22 protein-coding genes are annotated in these 23267 nt (G+C 69.5%); 11 read left to right on the top strand and 11 right to left on the bottom strand.

Translation table 11 applies throughout. The annotated features are described in order from the left end of the window. Together gcvH and E6A21_RS13085 are read left to right on the top strand one after the other, a co-directional pair. Window positions 1-381, top strand: a complete 381-nt coding sequence (gene gcvH, locus E6A21_RS13090) for a glycine cleavage system protein GcvH (RefSeq protein WP_138444601.1) — start codon at window positions 1-3, stop codon at window positions 379-381. A 67-nt stretch (window positions 382-448) separates the two neighbouring features. Beyond that, complete coding sequence (locus E6A21_RS13085; RefSeq protein WP_138444600.1) at window positions 449-1858, top strand: L-serine ammonia-lyase; 1410 nt, start codon at window positions 449-451, stop codon at window positions 1856-1858. 15 nt (window positions 1859-1873) lie between these two features. On the opposite strand, the gene E6A21_RS13080 is transcribed toward E6A21_RS13085, so the two are convergent. Further along, window positions 1874-2434 carry a type 1 glutamine amidotransferase domain-containing protein gene (locus E6A21_RS13080; RefSeq protein WP_138444599.1) on the bottom strand — a complete coding sequence of 187 codons (561 nt, stop codon included), beginning with the start codon at window positions 2432-2434 and terminating at the stop codon, window positions 1874-1876. A 99-nt stretch (window positions 2435-2533) separates the two neighbouring features. Between E6A21_RS13080 and E6A21_RS13075 the strand changes: the two genes are divergently transcribed. Continuing rightward, window positions 2534-3613, top strand: a complete 1080-nt coding sequence (locus E6A21_RS13075; RefSeq protein ID WP_138444598.1) for a lipid II:glycine glycyltransferase FemX — start codon at window positions 2534-2536, stop codon at window positions 3611-3613. A gap of 11 nt (window positions 3614-3624) precedes the next feature. Beyond that, the gene (locus E6A21_RS13070) at window positions 3625-5091 is read left to right on the top strand and encodes a threonine/serine exporter family protein (protein WP_138444597.1); all 1467 of its coding nucleotides are present in this window, start codon (window positions 3625-3627) and stop codon (window positions 5089-5091) included. Window positions 5092-5163: 72 nt separating this feature from the next. Here E6A21_RS13070 and E6A21_RS13065 read toward each other — a convergent pair whose 3' ends face one another. Both E6A21_RS13065 and E6A21_RS13060 read right to left on the bottom strand, forming a co-directional pair. After that, window positions 5164-6009 carry a siderophore-interacting protein gene (locus E6A21_RS13065; RefSeq protein WP_138444596.1) on the bottom strand — a complete coding sequence of 282 codons (846 nt, stop codon included), beginning with the start codon at window positions 6007-6009 and terminating at the stop codon, window positions 5164-5166. A gap of 18 nt (window positions 6010-6027) precedes the next feature. Next, window positions 6028-6696 (bottom strand): uracil-DNA glycosylase, encoded by a 669-nt coding sequence (locus tag E6A21_RS13060; RefSeq protein ID WP_138444706.1) that lies wholly within the window; start codon window positions 6694-6696, stop codon window positions 6028-6030. 233 nt (window positions 6697-6929) lie between these two features. Here E6A21_RS13060 and E6A21_RS13055 point away from each other — a divergent pair, with 233 nt between their 5' ends. From E6A21_RS13055 to groL, 4 genes are all read left to right on the top strand, one after another. Then, window positions 6930-7256, top strand: coding sequence for a DUF3263 domain-containing protein (locus tag E6A21_RS13055; RefSeq protein ID WP_246036490.1), 327 nt, complete (start codon window positions 6930-6932; stop codon window positions 7254-7256). A 47-nt stretch (window positions 7257-7303) separates the two neighbouring features. Then, a complete protein-coding gene (locus E6A21_RS13050) occupies window positions 7304-7927 on the top strand; it encodes a LytR C-terminal domain-containing protein (protein WP_138444594.1) in 624 nt (207 codons plus the stop codon). Then, on the top strand, window positions 7927-9192 hold the full coding sequence (locus E6A21_RS13045; protein ID WP_138444593.1) for an ABC transporter substrate-binding protein: 1266 nt from the start codon (window positions 7927-7929) through the stop codon (window positions 9190-9192). The genes E6A21_RS13050 and E6A21_RS13045 overlap by 1 nt, the downstream gene beginning before the upstream one ends. 305 nt (window positions 9193-9497) lie before the next feature. Then, window positions 9498-11126, top strand: coding sequence for a chaperonin GroEL (groL, locus tag E6A21_RS13040; RefSeq protein WP_138444592.1), 1629 nt, complete (start codon window positions 9498-9500; stop codon window positions 11124-11126). 488 nt (window positions 11127-11614) lie between these two features. Here groL and E6A21_RS13035 read toward each other — a convergent pair whose 3' ends face one another. From E6A21_RS13035 to E6A21_RS13005, 7 genes are all read right to left on the bottom strand, one after another. Continuing rightward, window positions 11615-12535, bottom strand: coding sequence for a ribonuclease HI family protein (locus E6A21_RS13035; RefSeq protein ID WP_138444591.1), 921 nt, complete (start codon window positions 12533-12535; stop codon window positions 11615-11617). An 88-nt stretch (window positions 12536-12623) separates the two neighbouring features. Beyond that, complete coding sequence (locus tag E6A21_RS13030) at window positions 12624-12911, bottom strand: WXG100 family type VII secretion target (RefSeq protein WP_138444590.1); 288 nt, start codon at window positions 12909-12911, stop codon at window positions 12624-12626. A 111-nt stretch (window positions 12912-13022) separates the two neighbouring features. Then, entirely contained in the window at window positions 13023-14576 is a 1554-nt protein-coding gene (locus E6A21_RS13025) for a sensor histidine kinase (RefSeq protein WP_212745936.1), read from the bottom strand. Window position 14577: 1 nt separating this feature from the next. Next, a complete protein-coding gene (locus E6A21_RS13020) occupies window positions 14578-15282 on the bottom strand; it encodes a response regulator transcription factor (RefSeq protein WP_138444589.1) in 705 nt (234 codons plus the stop codon). 110 nt (window positions 15283-15392) lie between these two features. Continuing rightward, a complete protein-coding gene (locus E6A21_RS13015; RefSeq protein ID WP_138444588.1) occupies window positions 15393-17036 on the bottom strand; it encodes a DNA repair helicase XPB in 1644 nt (547 codons plus the stop codon). A 70-nt stretch (window positions 17037-17106) separates the two neighbouring features. After that, window positions 17107-19503 carry a helicase-associated domain-containing protein gene (locus E6A21_RS13010; protein WP_138444587.1) on the bottom strand — a complete coding sequence of 799 codons (2397 nt, stop codon included), beginning with the start codon at window positions 19501-19503 and terminating at the stop codon, window positions 17107-17109. 4 nt (window positions 19504-19507) lie between these two features. Further along, window positions 19508-19720, bottom strand: coding sequence for a hypothetical protein (locus E6A21_RS13005; protein ID WP_138444586.1), 213 nt, complete (start codon window positions 19718-19720; stop codon window positions 19508-19510). 137 nt (window positions 19721-19857) lie between these two features. Here E6A21_RS13005 and E6A21_RS13000 point away from each other — a divergent pair, with 137 nt between their 5' ends. Both E6A21_RS13000 and E6A21_RS12995 read left to right on the top strand, forming a co-directional pair. Next, entirely contained in the window at window positions 19858-20235 is a 378-nt protein-coding gene (locus E6A21_RS13000; RefSeq protein ID WP_138444585.1) for a cold-shock protein, read from the top strand. Window position 20236: 1 nt separating this feature from the next. Beyond that, a complete protein-coding gene (locus E6A21_RS12995) occupies window positions 20237-20860 on the top strand; it encodes a DUF3027 domain-containing protein (RefSeq protein ID WP_138444584.1) in 624 nt (207 codons plus the stop codon). Window positions 20861-20871: 11 nt separating this feature from the next. Here the strand turns inward: E6A21_RS12995 and serC are convergent, their stop codons facing one another. Then, window positions 20872-22005, bottom strand: coding sequence for a phosphoserine transaminase (gene serC / locus E6A21_RS12990; RefSeq protein WP_246036488.1), 1134 nt, complete (start codon window positions 22003-22005; stop codon window positions 20872-20874). A 242-nt stretch (window positions 22006-22247) separates the two neighbouring features. Between serC and E6A21_RS12985 the strand changes: the two genes are divergently transcribed. Next, on the top strand, window positions 22248-22943 hold the full coding sequence (locus E6A21_RS12985; RefSeq protein WP_138444582.1) for an iron-dependent transcriptional repressor DtxR: 696 nt from the start codon (window positions 22248-22250) through the stop codon (window positions 22941-22943). The last annotated feature ends 324 nt before the right edge of the window (window positions 22944-23267 follow it).

The raw sequence follows: 23267 nt of genomic DNA, 5'->3' as shown, positions 1-23267 counted from the left end.
ATGAGCAAAGTCCAGAGCGGCCTCCGCTACTCCGAGGAGCACGAGTGGCTCGACACCGACGCTGCCCCCGCGAAGGTGGGAGTCTCCGCCGTCGCCGCGGAAGCGCTCGGCGACGTCGTCTATCTCGACCTTCCCGAAGTCGGCAGTGAGCTGAGCGCCGGCACGACGTGCGGTGAGATCGAGTCCACGAAGAGCGTCTCCGACCTCTACTCCCCGGTCACGGGAACGGTCGTCGAGGTCAACCAGGAGGTCATCGACAACCCGGCCCTCGTCAACGAGGACCCGTACGGCGCGGGGTGGCTCTTCACCGTCGACGTCACGGCTGAGGGCCCGCTGCTCTCCCCCGAGGAGTACGCCTCCAAGAACGGCGGCGAGCTCTAGGGCCGACCGCGGTCCCCGTCCGGCGCATCATCCCGTTGGGCACCCGACTCTCAGGAAGGAATCCGACATGGCCGTCGGCGTCTTCGAATTGTTCTCGGTGGGCATCGGCCCCTCGAGCTCCCACACGGTGGGGCCGATGAGGGCCGGCGCCGTCTTCGCTCGAGAGCTGCGCGAGCGGGGGCTGCTCGAGGAGGTCGCGTCGCTCCGGGTCGACCTCTACGGCTCGCTCGCCGCCACCGGCCGGGGGCATGGCACGTTCACCGCTGTGCTCCTCGGGCTCGAGAGATTCGAGCCCGAGGAGATCCTCCCCGAGCAGGTCGAGGAACGGCTCGCGGCGATGGCCCAGACGGGCCGGCTCAACCTCGCGGGGAGCCGCGAGCTCGACTACACCGTCGACGACATGCTCCTGCACCCCCTCACGGTCCTGCCGCGGCACACGAACGGCATGAGGTTCCAGGTCGCGGACGACGCGGGCGCCACCCTGCACGAGGCGACGTTCTTCTCCGTGGGAGGCGGCTTCATCGTCCGCGAGGGCGAGGAGGAGACGGCCCAGAAGGAGCTCGAGGAGTCCAAGAAGGAGCTCCCGTTCCCCTTCCACACCGCCGCCGAGCTCCTGGGCCGGTGCGCCTCGAAGGGCCTGAAGATCAGCGACATAATGCTCGTGAACGAGAAGGCGTCGCGCAGCGAGGAAGAGATCCGCGAGGGGCTCCTGCACATCTGGCGCGTCATGGAGGCCTGTGTCGAGTCGAGCCTCAAGCGCGAGGGGCTGCTGCCCGGGGGGCTCAAGGTCCGCCGTCGTGCGCCCGACTGGCACGAGCGCCTCCTCAAGGAGGACAAGGACCGCGACCCGCTGTACTGGCAGGAGTGGGTCAATCTCATCGCCCTCGCTGTGAACGAGGAGAACGCCTCGGGCGGCCGTGTCGTGACCGCGCCGACCAACGGGGCGGCCGGGATCATCCCCGCCGTCCTGTACTACGCGTTGAACTACGCGCCCGGGATGGCGGGGGCGACCGGGCGGGACGCCCAGAGACACCGCGACGACGTCGTGGTGCGCTTCCTCCTCGCAGCCGGCGCAGTCGGCGTGCTCTACAAGGAGCAGGCCTCGATCTCCGGCGCCGAGGTGGGCTGCCAGGGAGAGGTGGGATCGGCGTCGTCGATGGCTGCGGCGGGGCTCGCGGAAGTCATGGGCGGGACCCCCGCCCAGGTCGAGAACGCGGCCGAGATCGCGATGGAGCACAACCTCGGCCTCACGTGCGACCCGATCGGGGGTCTCGTCCAGGTCCCGTGCATCGAGCGCAACGCCATCGCGGCGGCGAAGGCGATCAACGCCGCCAAGATGGCGCTGTGGGGCGACGGCTCCCACCGGGTCTCGCTTGACGAGGTCATCGTCACGATGCGCGAGACTGGCCGCGACATGAGCAGCAAGTACAAGGAGACCGCGATGGGTGGCCTCGCCGTCAACGTGGTGGAGTGCTAGGGGCGCACCCGAGGATCAGACCTCCGCGTGCCGTCCTTCCGAGATCTCCTCGAGCATCTTGCTGCAGAAGGCCTCGAGATCGCCCGGATTGCGCGAGGTCGTGAGGCCTCGGTCGGTCACGACCTCCTCATCGACCCAGTTCGCCCCCGCATTCTTGAGGTCGCTCTCGAGCGACGCGTACGACGTCATGTTCCGGTCCTTCACGAGTTCCGCCTCGATGAGGAGCCACGGAGCGTGGCAGATTGCCGAGATCGGCTTGCCGGCCTCGGCGAACGCCTGAACAAGCGCCACGGCGTCGGGCTCGAGCCGCATCTTGTCGGCGTTCACCGTGCCCCCGGGGAGCACGATCGCGTCGAAGTCATCGGCCTTCGCCTGGGCGAGCTGCTGGTCGACGGGGAACGTGTCCCCGTACTCCCAGTCGCCCTTCATGGCCGTGATCTCGCCCTCCTCGGGCGAGATGAGGACGGGCTGGCCGCCAGCCTCCTGGACGGCCTTCCACGGCTCGGTCAGCTCGACCTGCTCGACCCCGTTGGTCAGGAGGAACGCAACTTTCTTTCCACTGATGTTGTTCGCCATAAGTCGTCCCTACCCACTCGCACCGGCGTAAACCGCCGACGCGCGGACGACTAGACTGGGCAGGGCCCCGAGACCCGACTTGAAGGGACGCACCCTACCTTGAGCAGCTTCACCGCGCGCTTCGCGAGCCAGGACGAGATCGAGCACTGGGACAAGCACGTCACCGCGAACCCCAACGGCGGGAACCTGCTGCAGTCGGCCGCGTTTGCCGCCGTCAAGAAGAACTTCGGCTGGGACATCCGGTATCTCGTCCTCGACGGCCCGGACGCGAGCAGCTACAACCTCGTCCTCGAGAAGTCGTTCCCCCTCATGGGCCGCCTCTGGTACCTCATCAAGGGGCCGGACGTGGCCTCCGTGCACGACGTACCGCCGGCCCTCGAGGCCGTCAGGGAATTCGTGGCCCGCGAGAAGCTCGGGGTCTTCGCGGTCAAGATCGAGCCGGACATCGTGGACACGGACGAGGCGCGTGCCGTGCTCACGGACGCAGGCCTCGTGAAGTCGTTCAACCTCCAGCCCAACGACTCGACCGCGATCCTGGACATCACGCCGGAACCGGGTCCGCTCCTGCGCAGCCTCCACTCCCGCGGGCGGAACGCCGTGAGGCGCGCCGAGCGCGAGGGCGTCGAGGTCGAGGTGGCCGAGCCGACCCTCGCGAACTACCGCACGATGCACTCCCTCATGACGGGGACCCTCAACACCAAGTCCCGCAACGGGGCGCAGGTCCGGAGCTTCGAGTACTACCGCCAGTTCTGGACGGAGTTCACTTCTCGGGGGCAGGGCCGGCTGTACTTCGTGTACGAGAACGGGCGCCCCTCGGTGGGCGCGTTCGTCATCAACTACGGGCGCAAGGCGACCTACAAGGACGGCGGCTCGCTCCAGCACCGCACCCAGTACGGCGACTCGCACCTCGTCCAGTGGACCGCGATCCTCGACATGAAGACCCTCGGCTGCACGGAATACGACTTCTGCGGCACCCCGCCGGCCGACAAGCTCAAGGACACGTCCCACCCGTTCCACGGCCTCGGCCTCTTCAAGACCTCCTTCACAAAGTCGGTCACGGACTTCGTCGGGGTGTGGGACTACGTGATCGACGTCCCCCGCTACACCGCGTGGACGACGGCGGGCGAGCGCGTCGCGCGCCAGCTCTACACCCGGCGCACGGGCCAGCAGTTCTACTGAGGGCCGGCACCATGGGAGAAGAGGATCCACGCACCCGGCCGCTGCCTCACATCTCGCCAGCCCAGGCGCGGGCGAACAACGCCGCCGCAGTCAGGATGCTGCGGCGGCTCATCTCGGGCGACAGCCCGCCCACGGCGCCCCTCTCGATCGTTGACCGGCTTGCGGGCAGCCCGTACGCGAACCCGACCATCCGGGTCGGCGGAGTGGACGAGTCTGCCCGCCGGACCCTGGACTTCGCACTGCTCCTCGCCGAGACGATGTTCCGGTACGGCGCCGGCGCGCTCGAGGTCGAGTCCTCGATGATCGCGGTGACCGCCGCGCTCGGACTCCAGCACATCGAGGTCGACATCACGAACCAGTCGGTCGCGATCAACTACTCTCCCCGGGACCAGACCCCCATCCAGCTCCTCCGCGTGGTCCGCTCCTGGACGAGCAACTACGCAGGCCTCGCCCTCGTGCACCAGCTCGTTAGCGAGATCGCCGCGGGCGGCGTGGGACGGGACGAGGCAATGCGTCGCCTCCAGGGCATCACGAAGCGGTCCAAACCGTTTCCCCGCTGGGCGGTCACCGCGGCCTACTCGCTCTTCGCGGCGCTGTTCGTCGGCGTGCTCGGCGGGGGTCTGATGGCCTCGCTCATCGCGTTCCTCAGCAATCTCGGGGTCTCGCTCGTGAGCCGGGTCATGGGGCGGTGGCGCGTGCCGGACTTCTTCACGACGCTCGCGAGCGCGTTCCTCGTGACGCTCATCGCGCTGCTCATGTTCTGGGCCCAGATCACGGTCGCGCCGGCCATCGTCGTCGTCGGGGGAATCCTCCTGCTGTTGCCGACCTCCCGGCTCGTCTCCGCCACGCAGGACGCCATCAACGGCTTCCCCGTCACGGCGGCGGGCCGTTTCCTCTCGGCCTTCCTCACGTTCGCTGCGCTCGTCGCAGGCATCGCCGTAGCGTTCCTCGCAGGGCAGCTCCTGGGGGTTTCCCGGATCGACGTCACACAGACGTTCCCGCCCGCGTATCCGTACTGGGTCCAGGTCATCCTCATCGGCGCATCGGTCGCGGCCATCGCCGTCACCGAGCAGACGTCGCGGCGGCTCGTGATCCCGACGGCGCTCGTGGGAGTCGTCGGCTACTTCGTCCTCACCGGCGTGCAGCTGGTCGGCATCGGCGACAGAGTCGCCCCGGCGGCGAGCGCCGTCGTCATCGGCTTCCTGGCCCGGATCGTCGGGCTCAGGATGGGTGCCCCCCAGCTCGTCGTGGCCGTGCCCGCAGCGCTCATCCTGCTGCCCGGCCTCACGATCTTCCGCTCTATGTACGTCGCGACGCTCGACGTCAACCAGACGAACACCGGGGCGGGCGGCATGCTCACAGCGATGGCGATCATCCTCGGGGCGGCGGCTGGGATCGTGCTCGGCGACCACCTTGCCCGCCCGTTCACGCAGAAGACGGGGTCTGTCGACCGACGCCGGCGGTGGATGCGCCGCTGACGGGCCGTATGCCGCCGGTCAGGCGCCCCTGTGGCAGGCGCCACCGGTTGGGCGCCGGTGGAGGCAGGCAGGTCAGATCTGGCCGACCGGCATCTTCTTCTCGGCCTGGAACTGGTCCTCGACGCGGCCGTGCGCCCAGTAGCCGGAGAGCGAGAGCTTCTCGCGCGGCAGCTCGCGCTGCTTGAAGATCGCCCGCAGCTCCTTCATGGCCCCGCGCTCGCCGTGGGCGAAGACACTCGGCGTGCCCGGCAGCCACTCGGCGTCGGCGATGGCCTGCGCCAGGACGACCGTCTCGCCGGCAGGCTCGCCCTCGCGGGATATCCACCGCACGTCGACACCAGCCGGCGATTCGAGCTCCATGACGTCCGCGCCCGACCCGGTCTCGAGGAACGCGATCCCGCGCGCCGTGGCGGGCAGGGCCTCGAGGGCGGCCGCGACGGCGGGCAGGGCGGACTCGTCGGCGGCGAACAGGTGCCATTCCGCTTCCGGATCGGGGGAGTAGCCGCCTCCCGGGCCGCTGCAGACCAGCCGGTCACCGGGCTTGGCGGCGGCCGCCCACGGCCCCGCGATCCCCTCGTCGCCGTGCACGACGAAGTCGATCGCGAGCTCCTGCGCCCCCGCGTCGAAGGAGCGCACCGTGTACGTGCGGGTCACGGGCCACTGCTCGGAAGGGAGCGATTCATGGAGTCCCGCGAGGTCCACGGGGCCCTCCGGCCAGACCCCGTCGGGCAGCTCCGTGGGGAACGCGATCTTGACGTACTTGTCGGTGAAGCCGTTGTCGGCGAAGGCGTTGAACCCCGCACCGCCCGCGACGACGCGCACAAGGTGCGGCGTGAGCCACTCGGTCCGCGCCACCACCAGGTCCAGTGTGGGGCGGGGCTTCTTGGCGGGAGCCGTGGTGGTGGTGGCTGAAGTCATGCGGCCCAGAATAGCCGTTCAGGACCACCCGACCGGTTCCGAGCCCTGTTCGACAAGTAACGAATTGGCCCGGCTGAAGGGATGGGAACCGAAAAACCCCCGTGACGCGCTCAGCGGCGAGGGATGTGCGGAGGCGATGACCGGCGTCGTGCCCAGGAGCGGGCGCACAGTCTGGGCGTCCTTGCCCCACAGGATGGCGACGAGGGGAACGCCGCGGGCGACGACGGCACGCACCGCCACGTCGGTCACTTCCTCCCAGCCGACGCGCCGGTGGGAGCCGGACTCGCCGGCCCTCACCGTGAGCACTCGGTTGAGCAGGAGGACGCCCTGTTGCGCCCACGGGGTGAGGTCGCCGCAGGACGGCGACGCGCCGACGTCGTCCGCCAGTTCGCGGAACAGGTTGGCGAGGCTCCGGGGGAGCGGCGCTACCTCCGCACGCACGGAGAAGCACAGCCCCATCGAGTGCCCGGGGGTGGGATAGGGATCCTGGCCGATGACGAGGACACGGACTGCGGAGAGCGGATCGCGGAACGCGCGGAGGACGGCGTCTGGCGGCGGGAGGATGACCGCGCCGGCCGCGGCGTCCATGGCCGCTGCCCGCAGCGCCCTGCGGAGCGCCTGCTCTGCGGGTGCCAGCGCCGCGGCCCACTCGGGGTGCACGAGCGAATCGAGCGGCGCGCTGGCCATTGCGGCGAGGTGCTCGGCCTCCTCCGCGGGAGTCGGCAGCACTGCGCTGGCGTGGTCGCCTGCGGCCCGGGGGGGCTCCTCGCCGGGGAGGTCGAAGAGCGGCTCGGTGTCGATCACGTCCCCAGTCTCGCACCTGCAGCGTCTGAGGGGGCGCGCCCCGGGCTGCGAATGACAGGCGTGTAGTTCCCTCCTAGACTGGTCGGAGCACGGAAGGCGGGCCGAAGGGAGTGGACGTGGGCGCAGCGGAGTCGGGCGAGGCAGCGGAGCACGACGGCGAGTACCACGAGGCGCCCGGACTCGGTGATCCACGGCGGCTCACGGAGCGCGAGCTCCAGATGCTCGCCCTCGAGCGCAACTGGTGGAAGTACGCCGGCGCCAAGGAACAGGCCATCCGGGAGCTCTTCGACCTCTCAGCGACCCACTACTACCAGCTCCTCAACGCGCTCATCGACACCGAGGCTGCGCTCGCCCACGACCCGATGCTCGTGAAGAGGTTGCGTAGACTTAGGACGTCGCGGCAGCGCGCGCGCACGGCCCGTCGCCTGAGCGGCAGCGCGTGAGCCTGCCGCGGTCCCCCCAGCGGAGCATCGGACGAGGACCTGACGCCATGAGCACATACCCCCGCGACGAGTTCGACGACATCCCCGAGACGCCACGGCGCCAAGGAGTGCACCGGACTCGGACGGTCGCGGCGACCGGTCGCCGCGGCGCGTTCGCATGGGTCCTCGTGGCGGCGGCAGTCGTCGTCGTCCTCGTCGCCGTAGCGCTGTTCCTCGTCCCCAAGCTCCTCCATCCGACCGCAGCGCCGGCGCCCGCCAGCACGTCACGCACGACGGCGAGCAGCGCGCCCAGTCCCTCCGCGACGGCAAGCCCCAGCTCGGCGCCGGCGTCGAGCTCCACGGCTTCAGGGTCGACGTCGTCCGCGTCGTCGGCCCCGACGTCCGCCGCCGCTGCCGACCGGAGCCTGGCCGTCGGCGTCTACAACGCAACCACGACCGCGGGCCTCGGCACCCGCGTCGCGACGACGGCACGCTCCGCGGGGTGGACGGTTGCGGCGGTCGGGAACTGGTCGGGAAGCCCCGTCAACACGTCGGTCGTCTTCTACCGCGACCCCAGCGAGAAGGCGTCAGCAGACGCCCTCGCCGCAGACCTCGGGATCGCCACGGTCCTCCAGGCCCAGCAGCTCGGCTATCCGCTCGCTGCCGTGGTCGGTCCGGGGTACACGGGCTAGTGTCCGGCGCTCCGCGGGGCGGGCGTGGCGCGGCGCTCGCGGCCGCGAGCGCCCTCCTGGCCGCGCTCGCCCTCTCGGCGTGCTCGGTTTTCGCGACCAACGCCCGCCTTGCGCGGACAGAGGCGTCCGGGGACGGGGTGCTGCGCATCGGCATGCTGCTCGACAACACCGGCGGCCAGGCTTATCTCAACAACGCCCAGCAGACCGCCGTCGAGCTCGCCATCCAGCAGGCGAACTCCGCAGGGGGACACAAGGGCCGCCCGATCGAGTTCATCGAACCGTCCGTGACCTCGGACACCGCGGCAGCCGCGCGCCAGCTCGTGGCTGCCAAAGCCGACGTCGTCATCGGGCCGACCGACTCGAGCCGCGCGCCGGCCGCGATCGACGTCCTCGACAAGGCCAAGACGGTCCTCATCTCGCCGGCGAACCTCGATCCGGCGCTCTCGGGCTACTCGAGCGGAGGCTACTACTTCCGGACCGCGCCCTCCGAGACCGCGGAGGGAGCTGCGCTCGTCGCGCTCGCCAAGGAGGGGGACGCCAAGAGCATCGCCGTCCTGCGGCAGAAGGGCACGTACGGTCAGACCGTCGGCGACGCCGTCGCCGGTGCGGCGAAGGCGGCGGGGCTCGCTGAGAAGGGCAGCGGCGAGTTCACGGGCCACGACGCGGGGGCCGCGGCGGCCGCCGCCCAGGCCGCCGGCACGGGGGCCGTGGTCGTCGTCGCCCGCGATGAGGCACAGGCCGTGCTCGCCCAGGTGCACGACGCCGGAGTCCCCGGCCCGAAGCTCCTGCTCGCCGACGGCGCTGTCGCCCAGTACGGAACAGGGCTCGCGGGTGGGGCGCTCGACGGGGCAAGGGGCGTCGTGCCCGGAGTCTTCCCGGGCTCCGCCTTCCAGACGGAGATCCTCAAGCTCTCTCCCGGGCTGCGCGACATGACGTTTGCCGCCGAAGCCTACGACGCGGCTGCGCTCGCGATCCTCGCCGCCGCGGAGGCGCAGGACGACGCCGGAGCCTCCATCGCCTCGCACCTCATCGCCGTCTCGGGCGGCACAGCCGGTGCGCAGGGTTCGGGCGGGCGCACCAAGTGCACGGCGCTCGCGGACTGCCTCGCCCTCGAGTCCAAGGGGAAGACCGTCGATTACGACGGGCAGTCGGGGCCTATTGCGTTCGATGCGAACGGGGACATCACGACGGCGAGCTTCACGGTCATGGGGTACGGGGCCGACAATATGGCCCACCAGGCGGGCACGCAGGCCGTCGCCCGCTGACGTCCAGACGGGCGCGAGCGCCGCTGGGAACGCGGCCCGTTCACGCGGGGCACGACGCCGCGCTGGCGCTTGCACTCGACCCTGCAGAGTGCTAATTATTGACCTAGCACTCCCACTGGTCGACTGCTAAGTCGGCGGGGTCGCAAGACCCGGCCGGGCCGCCGTCGTCCGCGGGGGGAAGGGAACACCTCGCTGGGGTGAGGCGTCCGCCGACCGTTAAGGAACGGAAGGCTGGCGCCGGCCGTCGCGGGCGCTGCAGCGGGTGCGCTCACCACAAAGATCGTCCCGAAAGGACAGAAGCCGTCATGGCCAAGATCATTGCATTCGACGAAGAGGCCCGTCGCGGCCTCGAGCGCGGTCTCAACCAGCTGGCCGACGCTGTCAAGGTCACCCTCGGCCCGCGCGGCCGCAACGTCGTCCTGGAGAAGAAGTGGGGCGCCCCCACGATCACCAACGACGGCGTCTCCATCGCCAAGGAGATCGAGCTCGACGATCCGTACGAGAAGATCGGCGCTGAGCTCGTCAAGGAGGTCGCCAAGAAGACCGACGACGTCGCAGGCGATGGCACGACCACCGCAACCGTCCTCGCGCAGGCCCTCGTCAAGGAAGGCCTCCGCAACGTCGCCGCAGGCGCCGACCCGCTCTCCCTCAAGCGCGGCATCGAGAAGGCCGTCGACGCCGTCACGGCCGAGCTCCTCGAGTCCGCCAAGGAGATCGAGACCAAGGAGGAGATCGCCGCAACCGCGTCCATCTCCGCTGGCGACTCCCAGATCGGCGAGCTCATCTCCGAGGCCCTCGACAAGGTGGGCAAGGAGGGTGTCATCACCGTCGAGGAGTCGAACACGTTCGGCCTCGAGCTCGAGCTCACCGAGGGCATGCGCTTCGACAAGGGCTACCTCTCGGCCTACTTCGTGACCGACGCCGAGCGCCAGGAGACGGTGCTCGAGGATCCCTACATCCTCATCGTCAACTCCAAGATCAGCTCGGTGAAGGACCTCGTCGCGGTCCTCGAGCGCGTCATGCAGGCCAACAAGCCGCTCCTCATCATCGCTGAGGACGTCGAGGGCGAGGCTCTCGCGACCCTCATCGTGAACAAGCTCAAGGGCACCTTCAAGTCCGTCGCCGTCAAGGCTCCGGGCTTCGGCGACCGCCGCAAGGCCATGCTGACCGACATCGCGATCCTCACCGGCGGTCAGGTCATCGCCGAGGAGGTCGGCCTCAAGCTCGAGAACGCCACGCTCGAACTCCTCGGCAAGGCCCGCAAGGTCGTCGTGACCAAGGACGAGACCACGATCGTCGAGGGTGCCGGCGACGCCGAGCAGATCGCCGGCCGTGTCGCGCAGATCCGCGCCGAGATCGAGAACTCGGACTCGGACTACGACCGCGAGAAGCTCCAGGAGCGCCTCGCCAAGCTCGCCGGCGGCGTCGCCGTCATCAAGGCGGGCGCGGCCACCGAGGTCGAGCTCAAGGAGCGCAAGCACCGCATCGAGGATGCCGTCCGCAACGCGAAGGCTGCCGTCGAGGAGGGCATCGTCGCCGGTGGTGGCGTGGCCCTCATCCAGGCCGGCGCGAAGGCGTTCGCGAACCTCACCCTCGAGGGTGACGAGGCGACCGGTGCCAACATCGTGAAGATCGCGATCGAGGCTCCGCTCAAGCAGATCGCGTTCAACGCCGGCCTCGAGCCGGGCGTCGTCGCCGACAAGGTCCGCGGCCTGCCCGCCGGCCACGGCCTCAACGCTGCCACCGGCCAGTACGAGGACCTCCTCGCCGCCGGCGTGAACGACCCGGTCAAGGTGACCCGCTCTGCCCTGCAGAACGCGGCGTCGATCGCCGGCCTCTTCCTCACCACCGAGGCCGTTGTGGCCGACAAGCCCGAGAAGGCTGCCCCGGCGATGCCGGGCGGCGACGAGATGGGCGGCATGGGCGGCTTCTGACAGAAGCGGCTCGGCTAGAACTCGGCTGAAGGCAGTAAGCCAGCCGTAGTTCGTCAGCATGAAGGCGGGGTCTCCACTCACGTGGGGACCCCGCCTTCGCTTCCCCTGACGTCTCGGGTACGCCAACCACCCTCTCGCCCCGTCTCGGGTACGCCAAGTCCCCTCTGCCCCCGTCTCGGGTACGCCAAGTCTCGTCTCCCTCCGTTTCGGGTACGCCAAGTCTCGTCTCCCTCCGTTTCGGGTACGCCAACCACCCTCTGGATGGATGTCAGATCCTCATCGGTCAGGACGCCTGGAATTGGTGTACCCGAGAGGGTGGGGGAGGGGGAGTTGGTGTACCCGAGAGGGTGGGGGAGGGGGAGTTGGTGTACCCGAGAGGGTGGGGGAGGGGGAGTTGGTGTACCCGAGAGGTTGGGGGAGGTGAGTTGGTGTACCCGAGAGGGTGGGGGAGGGGAGTTGGTGTACCCGAGAGGGTGGGGGAGGGTGGGTCAGGCTTCTGGGGTGCCCTGGTGGAAACGGAGGCGCCAGCGGCCGTCGGCCCGCTGCCAGAGGGAGCTCCTCAAGGCGGAGCCCTCGGCGCTCGCGGTGCGGTAAAGCACCTGGATGAGATCGGGGGAGAGTGCGCTCGCCTCGACGAGCTCGAAGCTCACGCTGAGCTCAGGGTCCTGCACGAGGGCGTCCACGACCTCATCCCGGACCCAAAGCCGTCCTGACTGACCGATCTCGCGATACTCCGGATGCAGCAGATAGGCCAGCTGGCCGAAGTCGCTCCGCGTCTCGGGATCAAGCAGTTCCTGCTCGAGTTCGACCACGGCCTCGACCTCCCGTGGCTCGGCCCCCGGGACTTCGACGCCGAAGAGGTCGTCCTGAACAGGTTCCGGGGCTTGGGCAGGGGGTTCCGGGACGGCCCTGGGAGCCGCGGCGGGGAGCTCGCGCGGCAGCGATCCGTCAAAACCCGGCCCCACCACGGGAGCGGCACCGGCCTGGAAGGCTGTTGCGCAGGCACGGGCGCGTTCGTCTGCGGCTTCGTTGAGCGCGTGGCCCGCATGGCCTTTGACCCATTCGAACGTGTAAGTGCGGCCGGCGAGCTCCTCGTCGATCTGTCGCAGGAGGTCAACGTTGAGGACGGGCTTCCCGTCCGCCTTCTTCCAGCCCCGTCGCTTCCAGTTCGGCATCCACTTCGTGACGCAGTTGATCACGTACTGGCTGTCGCAGAGGATCCGCAGCGGCTCATGTGGCACGTGGGCAGTGGAGCGGAACAGGTCGAGGACGGCCATGAGCTCGCCCTGGTTGTTCGTGCCGTGCGGCCAGCCGCCCGCGTGCCACCGGTTCTCGTCGATGTACCACGCCCAGCCCGCGGGGCCGGGGTTACCCAAGGCAGAACCGTCTGCAGCGGCGGTGATTGTCATGCCGTCAATCCTGCCAGAACAGGGGGACAACCTGAGCCGGGCCCGCTTCCAGCTGCGCAGCGGGCCCGGCCAAGGCGGAGAGCAGCGGTCAGAGGAAGAGTCTCGCGTTGCTGCTCTCGATTTCCTGATACCCAGCACTCGCTTGCTGAAGCGCAAGACCAATCGCGTCGAGCGAGGTCTCGACCTGGACATGCGTTCCGGCCCACTGGGCCACGATCCCTTGGAAATTGGCCGCCGCCTGCCCCTGCCAGCTCGCGCCGAGTCCCTCGAGATCCCCGCGGAGGCTTCGAACCTCAGCCCGTACGCGCTCGACTGCCGCGGCAACCTTCTGGGCGCTCGCGTTCATGTGCTCGGTATCCGCCTTCAACACGGCCATGGCTATCCCCGTTCGCTCTGCATTTCACGCCCGGTCCGTCGCCCGGCGTCGCCACGAGCCTAGGGAGCCGCGGAGTCCCGGCGGAGGCCGCCGCCGTCGTATGTGGACAACTCAGGAGATCTGGCTGCCTTGGGGGGAAGAGGAGTCGGGGTCGACGTGGCGGAGGCCGCCCGTGTCGAGAGCCGGAAGGCTGTCTGGCGGCAGGGACTGCTGCTCCGGGGCCGTCTGATGCGGAAGCTCGATGACGAACGTCGCACCGCCCCCGGGCGTCGGCCGGTGTCGGACAGTGCCTCCGTGGGCCCCGACGATCGCGGCGACGATCGCGAGCCCCAGACCAGTCCCGCCTGTGTCGCGCGTCCGGGAGGTGTCGGCCCGATAGAACCGCTCGAAGATCTTGGGGGCGTCTTTCTCCGAGATGCCGGGGCCGTGGTCCCGTACCTCGAGCACCGAGAAGGCCTTGCCTTCCTGCGGGCGGGTGCCGACCGCGATCTCGAGCGGCGACCCCGGCGGCGTGTACCGCAGGGCGTTGCCCACGAGGTTCCCGACCACCTGCCGGAGCCGGCCTTCGTCGCCGAGAGCCGGCGCCGGGGCCGGACCGATCCCGGGAGCAAGGCCTACGAGGCGCACGCTCCTGTCCGGCGCGGAGGCTTGGGCGTCGACGACGGCGTCGTGCCCGATCGGGAGGAAGTCCACGGGCCGCAGGAGGACGGGCCGCTGCTCGTCGAGCCGTGCGAGTGTGAGGAGGTCTTCGACCATGGTCCCCATGCGCTTGGCCTCGCTCTCGATCCTGCCCATCGCCGTCCCCACGTCTTCCGGAGTCGAGAGAGCGCCGTGCCTGTAGAGCTCGGAGAAGCCGCGGATGGTGACCAGGGGAGTGCGCAGCTCGTGGGACGCGTCCGAGACGAAGCGCCGCATCCGCGCTTCCGATTCAGTCCGGTCGCGGAACGCTCGCTCGATGTGGGCGAGCATCGCGTTGAGGGAGGTCGACAGCCGTCCCAGTTCCGTGCCGGGCGCCTCCTCGTCGACGCGCTGGGAGAGATCGCCGGCTGCGATCGCCGCGGCGGTCTTCTCGACGCGGCGGAGCGGACGGAACGCGCGCGTCACGGTCCAGGACGCGACGAAGAAGACGATGGCGAGCGTGAGCACGCCGACACCGATCTCGAGCAGGAGCGTGTGGTTCATGGCGTCGTCGACGCTCGTGAGCGGTAGCGCAATGAGCATCGCGGCCCGCTCGCCGGTGCTCGTGATCCGGACGGGGATGGCGATGTAGCGCCAGTCCGAGACACCGTCCGTCCCGTTGGCCTGCCGGATGATGTGCTGGCTCTGCATCTGCTGCGCCTGATCGGGCGTGATCATGGCGACATCGGGCCGCGCCTGGTTCGGGTTGGGCACTGGGTAGGTGCGCGGCGGCGCACCGCTCGTGTAGAGGACCAGGACGTAGTCGGTCGGAAGCTCGGGATTCGGGGTCGTGAGCAGGTCGATGTTCTGGTTCTGCTGGGCATAGTCGGACGCGTCGATGAGCTTGCCGTCGACTTGACCGAGCAGGAACTGGTGGAGCTGGGTCAGCGTGCCGGCGCTCGTGAAGACGATGGCGGCGGTGAGGAGCACCATCATGATGGCGACGAGCTGGGAGCGGAGCGACGCCCCCTTCCAGCGGGCTAGCACGCTACCGCTTCTCGGCGGTCCTGAGGACGTAGCCGACACCACGCTTGGTCTGGATGAGGCTCGGTCCATTCGCGTCCACCTTGCGCCGGAGGTACGAGATGTACGACTCGACGATCGACGCGTCACCGTTGAAGTCGTATTCCCAGACGTGGTCGAGGATCTGCGACTTCGAGAGGACCCGGTTCGGGTTGAGCATCATGTAGCGCAGGAGCTTGAACTCGGTCGGGGACAGGTCGATGGTCATTCCGCCCCGCCGGACCTCGTGGGCATCGTCGTCGAGCTCGAGGTCGTCCACCCGGATCACCGCGTCGTCGTCGAGGATGGGCTGCGTGCGGCGGAGGACGGCGCGGATGCGCGCTACGACCTCGTCGAGGCTGAAGGGCTTGGTGACGTAGTCGTCGCCGCCCACTGTGAGGCCTTGGACCTTGTCCTCGGTCTCGTCCTTGGCGGTGAGGAAGAGCACGGGAACGTACCGTCCGGAGGCGCGGAGCTTCCGGGTCACGGTGAACCCGTCCATGTCCGGGAGCATGACGTCCAGCACCATGAGGTCCGGAGCCTGTTCCTCGGCCGCCGCGAGCGCTTCGCGCCCGTTGCTCGCCGCAATCACCTCGAAGCCTGCGAAGCGCAGGGAGGTCGAGAGCAGTTCGCGGATGTTGGGCTCGTCATCCACGACAAGGAGCTTGGCTTCTGGTCCCGTCTTCTTCACGCTCCCATGGTGCTCCCGGTTTCTGAGAATCGGCTGGTGGTCGTCTGTGAGCGGGTGACGGCGCGGCTGGGCTCCGGGTGGGCACGGCCTGAGCGGAACGACTCCTGCCCTCACCCCTTGGCGAGGTCGCCGGCGTCGACGATCCGGTAGGCGTACCCCTGCTCGGCGAGGAAGCGCTGCCGTTTCGCGGCAAACTCCTGGTCGAGCGTGTCCCGCGCGACGAGCGCGTAGAAGCGGGCCGCCCGGCCGTCGGCCTTCGGCCGCAGGAGCCGGCCGAGCCGCTGGGCCTCCTCCTGCCGGGAGCCGAACGAGCCGGAGACCTGAATTGCGACGGCCGCTTCCGGGAGGTCGATCGAGAAGTTGGCGACCTTCGAGACGACGAGCCGGTTCAGCTCGCCGGACCGGAACGCGTCGAAGAGCCGCTGCCGTTCCCTGACGCTCGTCGAGCCCTTGATGACGGGTGCGTCGATGCGTTCGCCGATCTCGTCGAGCTGATCGATGTACTGCCCGATGACGAGGAGCTGGTCGTTCGCATGCCGCGCGACGAGGCGTTCGACGACGTCGGTCTTCGTCTCGCTCGAAGCGCACAGGCGGTACTTGTCGGCGTCGTCGGCCATCGCGTAGGCCATGCGTTCTTCGCGGGGGAGTTCCACGCGGACCTCGACGCAGTCGGCCGGTGCGATGTACCCCTGCGCCTCGATGTCCTTCCACGGCGCGTCGTACCGCTTCGGCCCGATGAGTGAGAACACCTCCCCTTCGCGGCCGTCCTCGCGTACGAGGGTCGCGGTGAGGCCCAGACGACGGCGGGCCTGGAGGTCGGCTGTCATGCGGAAGATCGGCGCGGGCAGGAGGTGGACCTCGTCGTAGACGATGAGTCCCCAGTCGTTCTGGTCGACGAGTTCGAGGTGCGGGTAGAGGCCGCCGCGCTTGACGGTGAGGACCTGGTAGGTCGCGATCGTCACGGGCCGGACCTCCTTGACGGAGCCCGAGTACTCGCCGATCTCGTCCTCTGTGAGGCTCGTGCGCTTGAGGAGCTCCTGTTTCCATTGGCGTGCGGAGACGGTGTTCGTGACGAGGATGAGGGTCGTGGTGGAGGACTGGGCCATGGCGGCGGCGCCGACGAGTGTCTTGCCTGCACCGCACGGGAGGACGACGACGCCGCTGCCGCCGGCCCAGAAGTTCTCCGCGGCGAGGCGCTGGTAGGGGCGCAGGGCCCAGCCGTTCTCCTCGAGCGCAATGGGGTGCGGGGTGCCGTCCACGTAGCCGGCGAGGTCGTCCGCGGGCCAGCCGATCTTCAGGAGGGCCTGCTTGAGCTGGCCGCGTTCGGAGGAATGCACGACGACGGTCTCGCCGTCGATGCGCGGGCCCAGCAGCGGTGCGATCTTCTTTGCCCGCATGACTTCCTCGAGCACGGGGTAGTCGTCGGTCCGCATGACGAGGCCGTGCTGCGGGTCCTTCTCGAGCCGCAGCCTGCCGTATCGGGACATGGTGTCCTCGATGTCGATGAGGAGGGAATGCGGGACGGGGAACCGGGAATAGCGCAGGAGGGTGTCGAGGACCGTCTCGGCGTCGATCCCGGCGGCGCGCGCGTTCCACAGGCCGAGGGGGGTCACCCGGTAGGTGTGGACGTGTTCCGGCGCGCGCTCGAGTTCGGCGAACGCGGCGATGGCGTGCCTCGCCTCGGTCGCCTGCTCGTGGTCGACCTCGAGCAGGATCGTCTTGTCGCTCTGGACGATGAGGGGCCCGTCGGTCACGGGAGCTCCCCGCCGTTCGGCGCTTCCTTGGTATGCGGCATGCTGGCCTCCCTTGCGGGCCGGCCGCAGTTCAGGCCAGCTCGACGTCGATGATGCGGTGCACGCTGAGCACGCGCTCGGTTTCCCGTTCGGGGTCGAAGACGCGCACGCGGCCCGCGGAGATGGAGACCGGGCGCAGCTCCTCCACAGTGGAGTTGCCGAGCGCGTCGACGATATTCAAGCGTACTGCGCGCTTGAGGCGGATGGCCTTCTGGAGGGTCTCGATCCCGAGCATGGGCGCAGCCTCGTCGCCGTTGGCGACCACCGCCGACTGGTTCCGCAGGATCGCGAGCTGGGCTTCGACGTCGTCCGCGGCCGGGACGGGCGGCCGGGGCTCGGGCCTCGCGAGTGACGTGGCCCCCGTGCCGCCCCGCGCCCGCTGGAGCCGGACGAGCGGGTCGAAGGAGGAGTCGACGGCGGGCGCCAGGCCGAGTTCGCGGAGGACGGTCGCGGCCTCCTGCGGCGTCGCATTGCTGACGAGGACCGTCGGTGCGATCTGGGTGAGGCCGAGCTGCTGTGCCGAGGGCTCGCGGAGGAGGCCGGCGAGGGCTGCCTCGTCGTCGCTCGCGATGAACGACCCTGCCCGCCCGATGCGGATGCGCCCGTACCGGCCCGCCGTGTCTTCGATGAGGTAGGCGAGGGGCTGCGGGAGGCCCGCCTCGGCATGCTGGGTGAGGAACGCGGAGATCGACGCCGCGTCCTCGCCCGCGTCGAGGGCCCGGCGGAGGCTTGCCGCCGAGAACCGGTAGATCGTGGCAGGCCCTCGCCCCTCCGGATCGGCGAGGAGGGCGAGGCGCCGCGCAAGGCCCGGCTCGAGGTATCCGGGGGCGACGGCGGTGAGGTCGGCCTGCAGATGCACGCGGTCGACGCTCGGCGGGAGGATTTCGTCGAGCAGCGAGCGCAGGCCGTCGTAGTCTCCGCGCAGGACGGCGGATCCGGCCCTGGTCATCGCGCCGGACCCGATGAATCCGATCATCGTGGCCTCGGCGAGCACTCCGTCCAGAAGTCCGCGCAGGCGCCGCGCGAGGCGGGGCTGAGCCCATTCGAGGCGGGCCCGGATGTCCTCGGCGCGGACGACGACGGCGCGCCCCTCCGAGCTGCTCGCCTCACCGCTGAGTTCGGCCGCGACTTCGAGGACGCGCCGTCGGACGGCCGCCGCGTCGGGGCGCTGCCCCTCGCCCGCAAGGGGGGCCAGCTGGTCGCTGCCCGCGCTGGCCATCGCCAGCGACGCGACCCGGGGCGTGTCGAGCCACGAGGCCGCCAAGAGGAGCCACTGGTCGGGGCGCGGGAGCGCGAGCCATTCCTCTGCTCCCGTCGCGCGCCAGGTCGAGGTGTCGACGTCGAGCGTGATGATGGCGGCGGCAGCGGCGACCTCGAGGGCGAGGACCGTCTGGTCGGATTCCGCCCTGAGGGCAGCGGTCAGCCGGCGCAGTTCGCGCGTCCCGACTCCGCCTGCCCGAAGCGTCTCGATGGGCCGTCCGGATGCTTCGACCGCCAGCCCGCTCACGAGCCGAAGGATCTCGCCGATCGCGCCGAGCGCCGCGTTGCGGCGGAGGGCCGTGCTCGTGGTCGCCGTGGGCGCGGGCGGCGGGTCGAGCGCGAGTTCGGGGACGATGCGGCCGCCGCGCAGGGCGAGGCCGACAGGGCGGGGGAGCTCGACGTGCTCGTCGTCGAGGGGGACGAGCAGGCCGTGCGAGAGGAGCCAGTCGACGGGATTGTCGGTCTTCCTCCCGGGACGCACGCGCGCCTCCGCGTGGGGCACTGCGCCGACGGGCCAGTTCGTGAACTTGGCGAGGACTTCGCGGGCTTTGGCGGGGGCGCTCTCGAGGGCCTCGGGGAGCCCTGCCCAGCGCTCGAGGGCGTACGCAGCGGCGATGTGGTGCTCGACGTGCTGCTGCTGTGCGGCGGCCGGGATCGCGTTGACGATGTCCGCGGCCTTTTCCGCGAAGAACTGTGAGACCGACGTGAGCTCGGTGTAGCAGCGGCCGAGCCCTGCGGGATAGCTTCCGAGCACCTCCCTGACGCGTGCGACGGGCTGGTAATAGCGCCGCCGGCTCCCCGAGGCCGAGTGGATCGAGTCCGGCGGGTCTGCCCGGTAGATGAGTGCGAGCTGGGAGAGCTCCCCGAGGATCGCGTCGAGAGTCCCGAGGGTCGCATTGCCGACGGCGTGGCGCAGCTCGACGGCGCTGCCGCTGCGGCCTTCGTCCTCGTCCGTCGTGAGGACGAGCGCCTCGAGGACTTGGAGCTGGGGCTTGGAGAGGGATTCGAGGGCCCGCTGGAGGCTGACCCTCGCGCAGGCGCGGGCGGCGAGCGCGGCGAAGTCGGGAACGCCGGGCGTGATGAGGTCCGGCCTGGCGGCGAAGAGGCGTCGTAGAGCGTCGTTGCCCCGAGCGGAGAGTTCTTCGGCGAGTGCGCGGATCGATGACATGCCCCTAGCGCTTCCTCCTCTCGAGGAAAGCCGCGAGGAGCGATGCGCCCATGCAGGCGAACGCGAGCGGCAGACCGTAGAGCACGACGGCGGCCATCCAGCCGGGAGGCGTCCTCCCCGAGGCGGCCAGGGCGAACGCAAGCGCGACCATCGCGAAGGAGAAGGCTGCGACGGCGGCGCCGCCCCACGAGGCGACGCGGCGGAATGTTGGCGCCATAAATCCAAACCTAACAGTGCGAGCGCCTTCGGCGCGTCCGTGGCTGGCCGGGACGCAGTAATCTAGGAAGAGCGGCTCGCGCCTATCGCGCCCGCTATCTCTCTTCTTCGAGCAGTCAACAGATTGGGGTCAGGGCGGTGCCCACTGGCAAGGTCAAGTTCTTCGATAAGGCGAAAGGCTTCGGGTTCATCGCGGGCGATGACGGGCACGAGGTCTTCCTGCCGAGCAGCGCCGTCCCCGCCGGCGCGGGGGAGATCAAGACCGGAACCCGGCTCGAGTACGGCGTGGCAGAGGGCAAGCGCGGCCCGCAGGCGCTCGGCGTTCGGGTGCTCGAGAAGCTCCCATCCGTCGCACGGGCCAAGCGCATGCCCGCTCGCGAGCTCGCTCCGATCGTCCAGGACCTCGTGAGCGTCCTCGACGACCTTTCCGGGCAGCTTGCCAAGGGGACCTACCCCGAGAAGGGCGCGACCATTGCGGCCGCCCTCCGCCGCGTCGCCGATCAGCTCGACGTCTGACATGGCGCGTCAGGATCCTTCCCCGAGCACTGCGGTCGGTGCGGCGACAGGCGCAGCGATCAGGCCCCGCGCGGGCGTGCCGGTCTGGCGGGTCGGCAAGCCGGACACGCTCCTTGCGGGAGCCGTCGAGACGGCTCGTGCCGCGCTCCTCGACGTCGTCGAACCAGAACAGGTCGGCCGGCATCTCGGGGCAAAGAGCGAAGGCGAACGGCTCGTCACGCATCTCTTCGAGTGCGTGCGCCCGGGCTACCGGGGCTGGCAGTGGTACGTGACGGTCGCGAGGGTTTCGCGGTCGAAGATCGTCACGGTGAGCGAGCTGGGCGTCCTGCCGAGCGAGGACTCCGTGCTGGCGCCCGAGTGGGTTCCGTGGTCGGAGCGGATTAGGCCCGAGGAGCGGGAGCAGGCAATCCTCGACGCCGCCGCCGAGGGCATCGAGGTCGCCGACGAGGCTGAATCAGACGAGGCCGAAGCCGACGAGGCCGAAGCCGACGAGTCCGAGGGCGAGTCCGACGAGGCCGAGTCCGACGAGGGCGCGGGCCACCCGGTCGATGCAGGCGACGCCCTCGACCCCGAGGAGGAGCTCGAGGCCGAGGGCATCACGGACATCGACGACGAAATCGACTGAGGGCGCGAGCGTCAGTCGCGCAGCGCGCCCACCACGTAGTCGATGCACTGCGTGAGCCTGGTGACGTCGTCGGGCTCGATGGCCACGAAGGTCGCGATCCGGAGCTGGTTCCGGCCGAGCTTGCGGTAGGGCTCGGTGTCGACGACCCCGTTCGCGCGCAGGATCTTGGCGACCTGGGCTGCGTCGACAGATTCGTCGAAGTCGATCGTCGCGATCACGTTCGAGCGTTCCGAGGGGTTGGAGACGAACGGGGTCGCGAAGTCGGAGGCCTCGGCCCACGAATAGATGCGGTTGGCGGAGTCCGCCGTGCGCTTCGCCGCCCAGTCGAGGCCGCCCTGGTCGTTGAGCCACTTCACCTGGGTGTTGAGGCCCACGAGCGTCGTGAGGCTCGGCGTGTTGTACGTCTGGTTGAGCTTCGAGTTGTCGACCGCGGTCTTCAGGTCGAGGAAGTCGGGGATCCAGCGGCCGGAAGCCTTGATCTCCTCGACGCGTCCGAGCGCCGCGGGAGAGAACAGCGCGAGCCACAGCCCGCCGTCGGACGCGAAGTTCTTCTGGGGGGCGAAGTAGTAGACGTCCGCCTCGGCGACGTCGACGTCCAGGCCGCCCGCGGCGCTCGTCGCGTCGACGAGGACGAGCGAGCCCTCGTCCGCGCCCTCGACGCGGCGGACGGGAGCCGCGACTCCGGTCGAGGTCTCGTTCTGGGGCCACGCGTAGACATCCACGCCGGCCTCGGCTTCGGGCTCAGGGCGCGTGCCGGGCTCGGACGTGCGGATGCTCGAAGCCTCGAGGAACGGCGCCTTGTCAGTGGCCTTGGCGAACTTCGAACCGAACTCGCCGAACGAGAGGTGCTGGGCCTTCGAACGCACGAGCCCGAACGATGCGGCATCCCAGAACGCCGTGGAGCCGCCCACGCCCAGGATCACCTCGTAGCCCTCGGGAGCCTTGAAGAAGGAGGAGAGCCCTTCGCGGATCGAGCCGACGAGGTTCTTGACCGGAGCTTGGCGGTGCGACGTGCCGAGGAGCTTTGCCCCAGCTTCCGCAATCGCCTCCACCTGCTCCTGCCTCACCTTTGATGGGCCGGCCCCGAATCGGCCGTCGGCCGGGAGGAGGTCGGCAGGAATGTCCAGCTTGGTCGTTTCGCTCACGGTGCTCCTTGCGACGATTCCGGGCGGAGGCTCCTTCCGCCCCCGAACAGTCTGCCGCACCCGTTTCATTCCGGGCCAATTGGAGACGCGGGCACGACGCACCCCTGCCCCCCGGACCGACGGGATCAACCCTAATCTGAGCAGTTCAAAATAAGCTAGACTGGCCCTGCATCGCCTCGTGCCGCCTGCTCCTCCCGCGGATACGGGCCCCGCTGTTCTGCCGCCAAGGAGCCGCTGACCGCATGACCGACCTCATCGACACCACTGAGATGTACCTCCGCACCATCCTCGAGCTCGAGGAGGAGGGGATCGTTCCCCTCCGGGCGCGCATCGCAGAGCGTCTTCGGCATTCGGGCCCCACGGTGTCCCAGACGGTCGCCCGCATGGAGCGCGACGGCCTCGTGGTCGTCACGGGGGACCGCCACCTCGAGCTCACGTCCCACGGCCGGAAGCGTGCGACCGAGGTCATGCGGAAGCATCGCCTCGCGGAGCGGCTGCTCTCCGACGTCATCGGACTCGACTGGGCCTACGTTCACGAGGAGGCGTGCCGGTGGGAGCACGTCATGAGCGAGCGCGTCGAGCGGCGCCTCTACGACCTCCTGGGCCGCCCGAGCGAGTCCCCGTACGGGAATCCGATTCCCGGCCTCGAGGCGCTCGGGGGAGAGCCGGCGGCTGGTTTCACTGCGGGAGTCGTCACGCTCGTCGATGCTATGGGTGCGTATGTGACGGGTTCCCGTGTCGTCGTGAGCCGGCTGGCGGAGCCCATCCAGGTGGATCCAGAGCTTCTCGCGCAGCTCGACGAGGGTGGCATCCGCCCAGGCGCCGAGCTCGCGCTCGAACGCGTCGGCGACTACATCTCCGTGCGGACCCCTACGGTCGACGGCGCACTCGAGCTTCCGGTCGAGGTCGCCGCGCACGTGTTCGTCTCGCTCCCGTAGCGTGCTCTTGGCTTGACGGCCAAGGAGGGTGCGTGTGGGCACCTTAGCTGCTCCGGAAGACCTCACACGTTCGAACACGCCGAGACGAGAAAATCCAGTTCTTGGACAATCACCGTCGGGTTAGCCGCGAGCGATGTCTCAGTAAAGGTTACGGGGAGATCACGACCACCCCTCCCAGTGATGAACGACACGGGGCCACCACGAAGGCCGAAAGTGGGAGATCACGGCTCAAATCGGCCAAAACTCCCTGTTCTCAGCCCTTTTCGGGCCTCGGGCGAGCCCCAGCCGTGATCATCTGAGATCTTGCTGTGATCCTAATGTGAC

Origin of the sequence: Sinomonas susongensis (assembly GCF_005877005.1) — a bacterium.
Lineage (GTDB): Bacteria > Actinomycetota > Actinomycetes > Actinomycetales > Micrococcaceae > Sinomonas > Sinomonas susongensis.
Note: the sequence above shows the minus strand (reverse complement) of the source record. Positions and strands in the feature narration are given on the sequence as shown.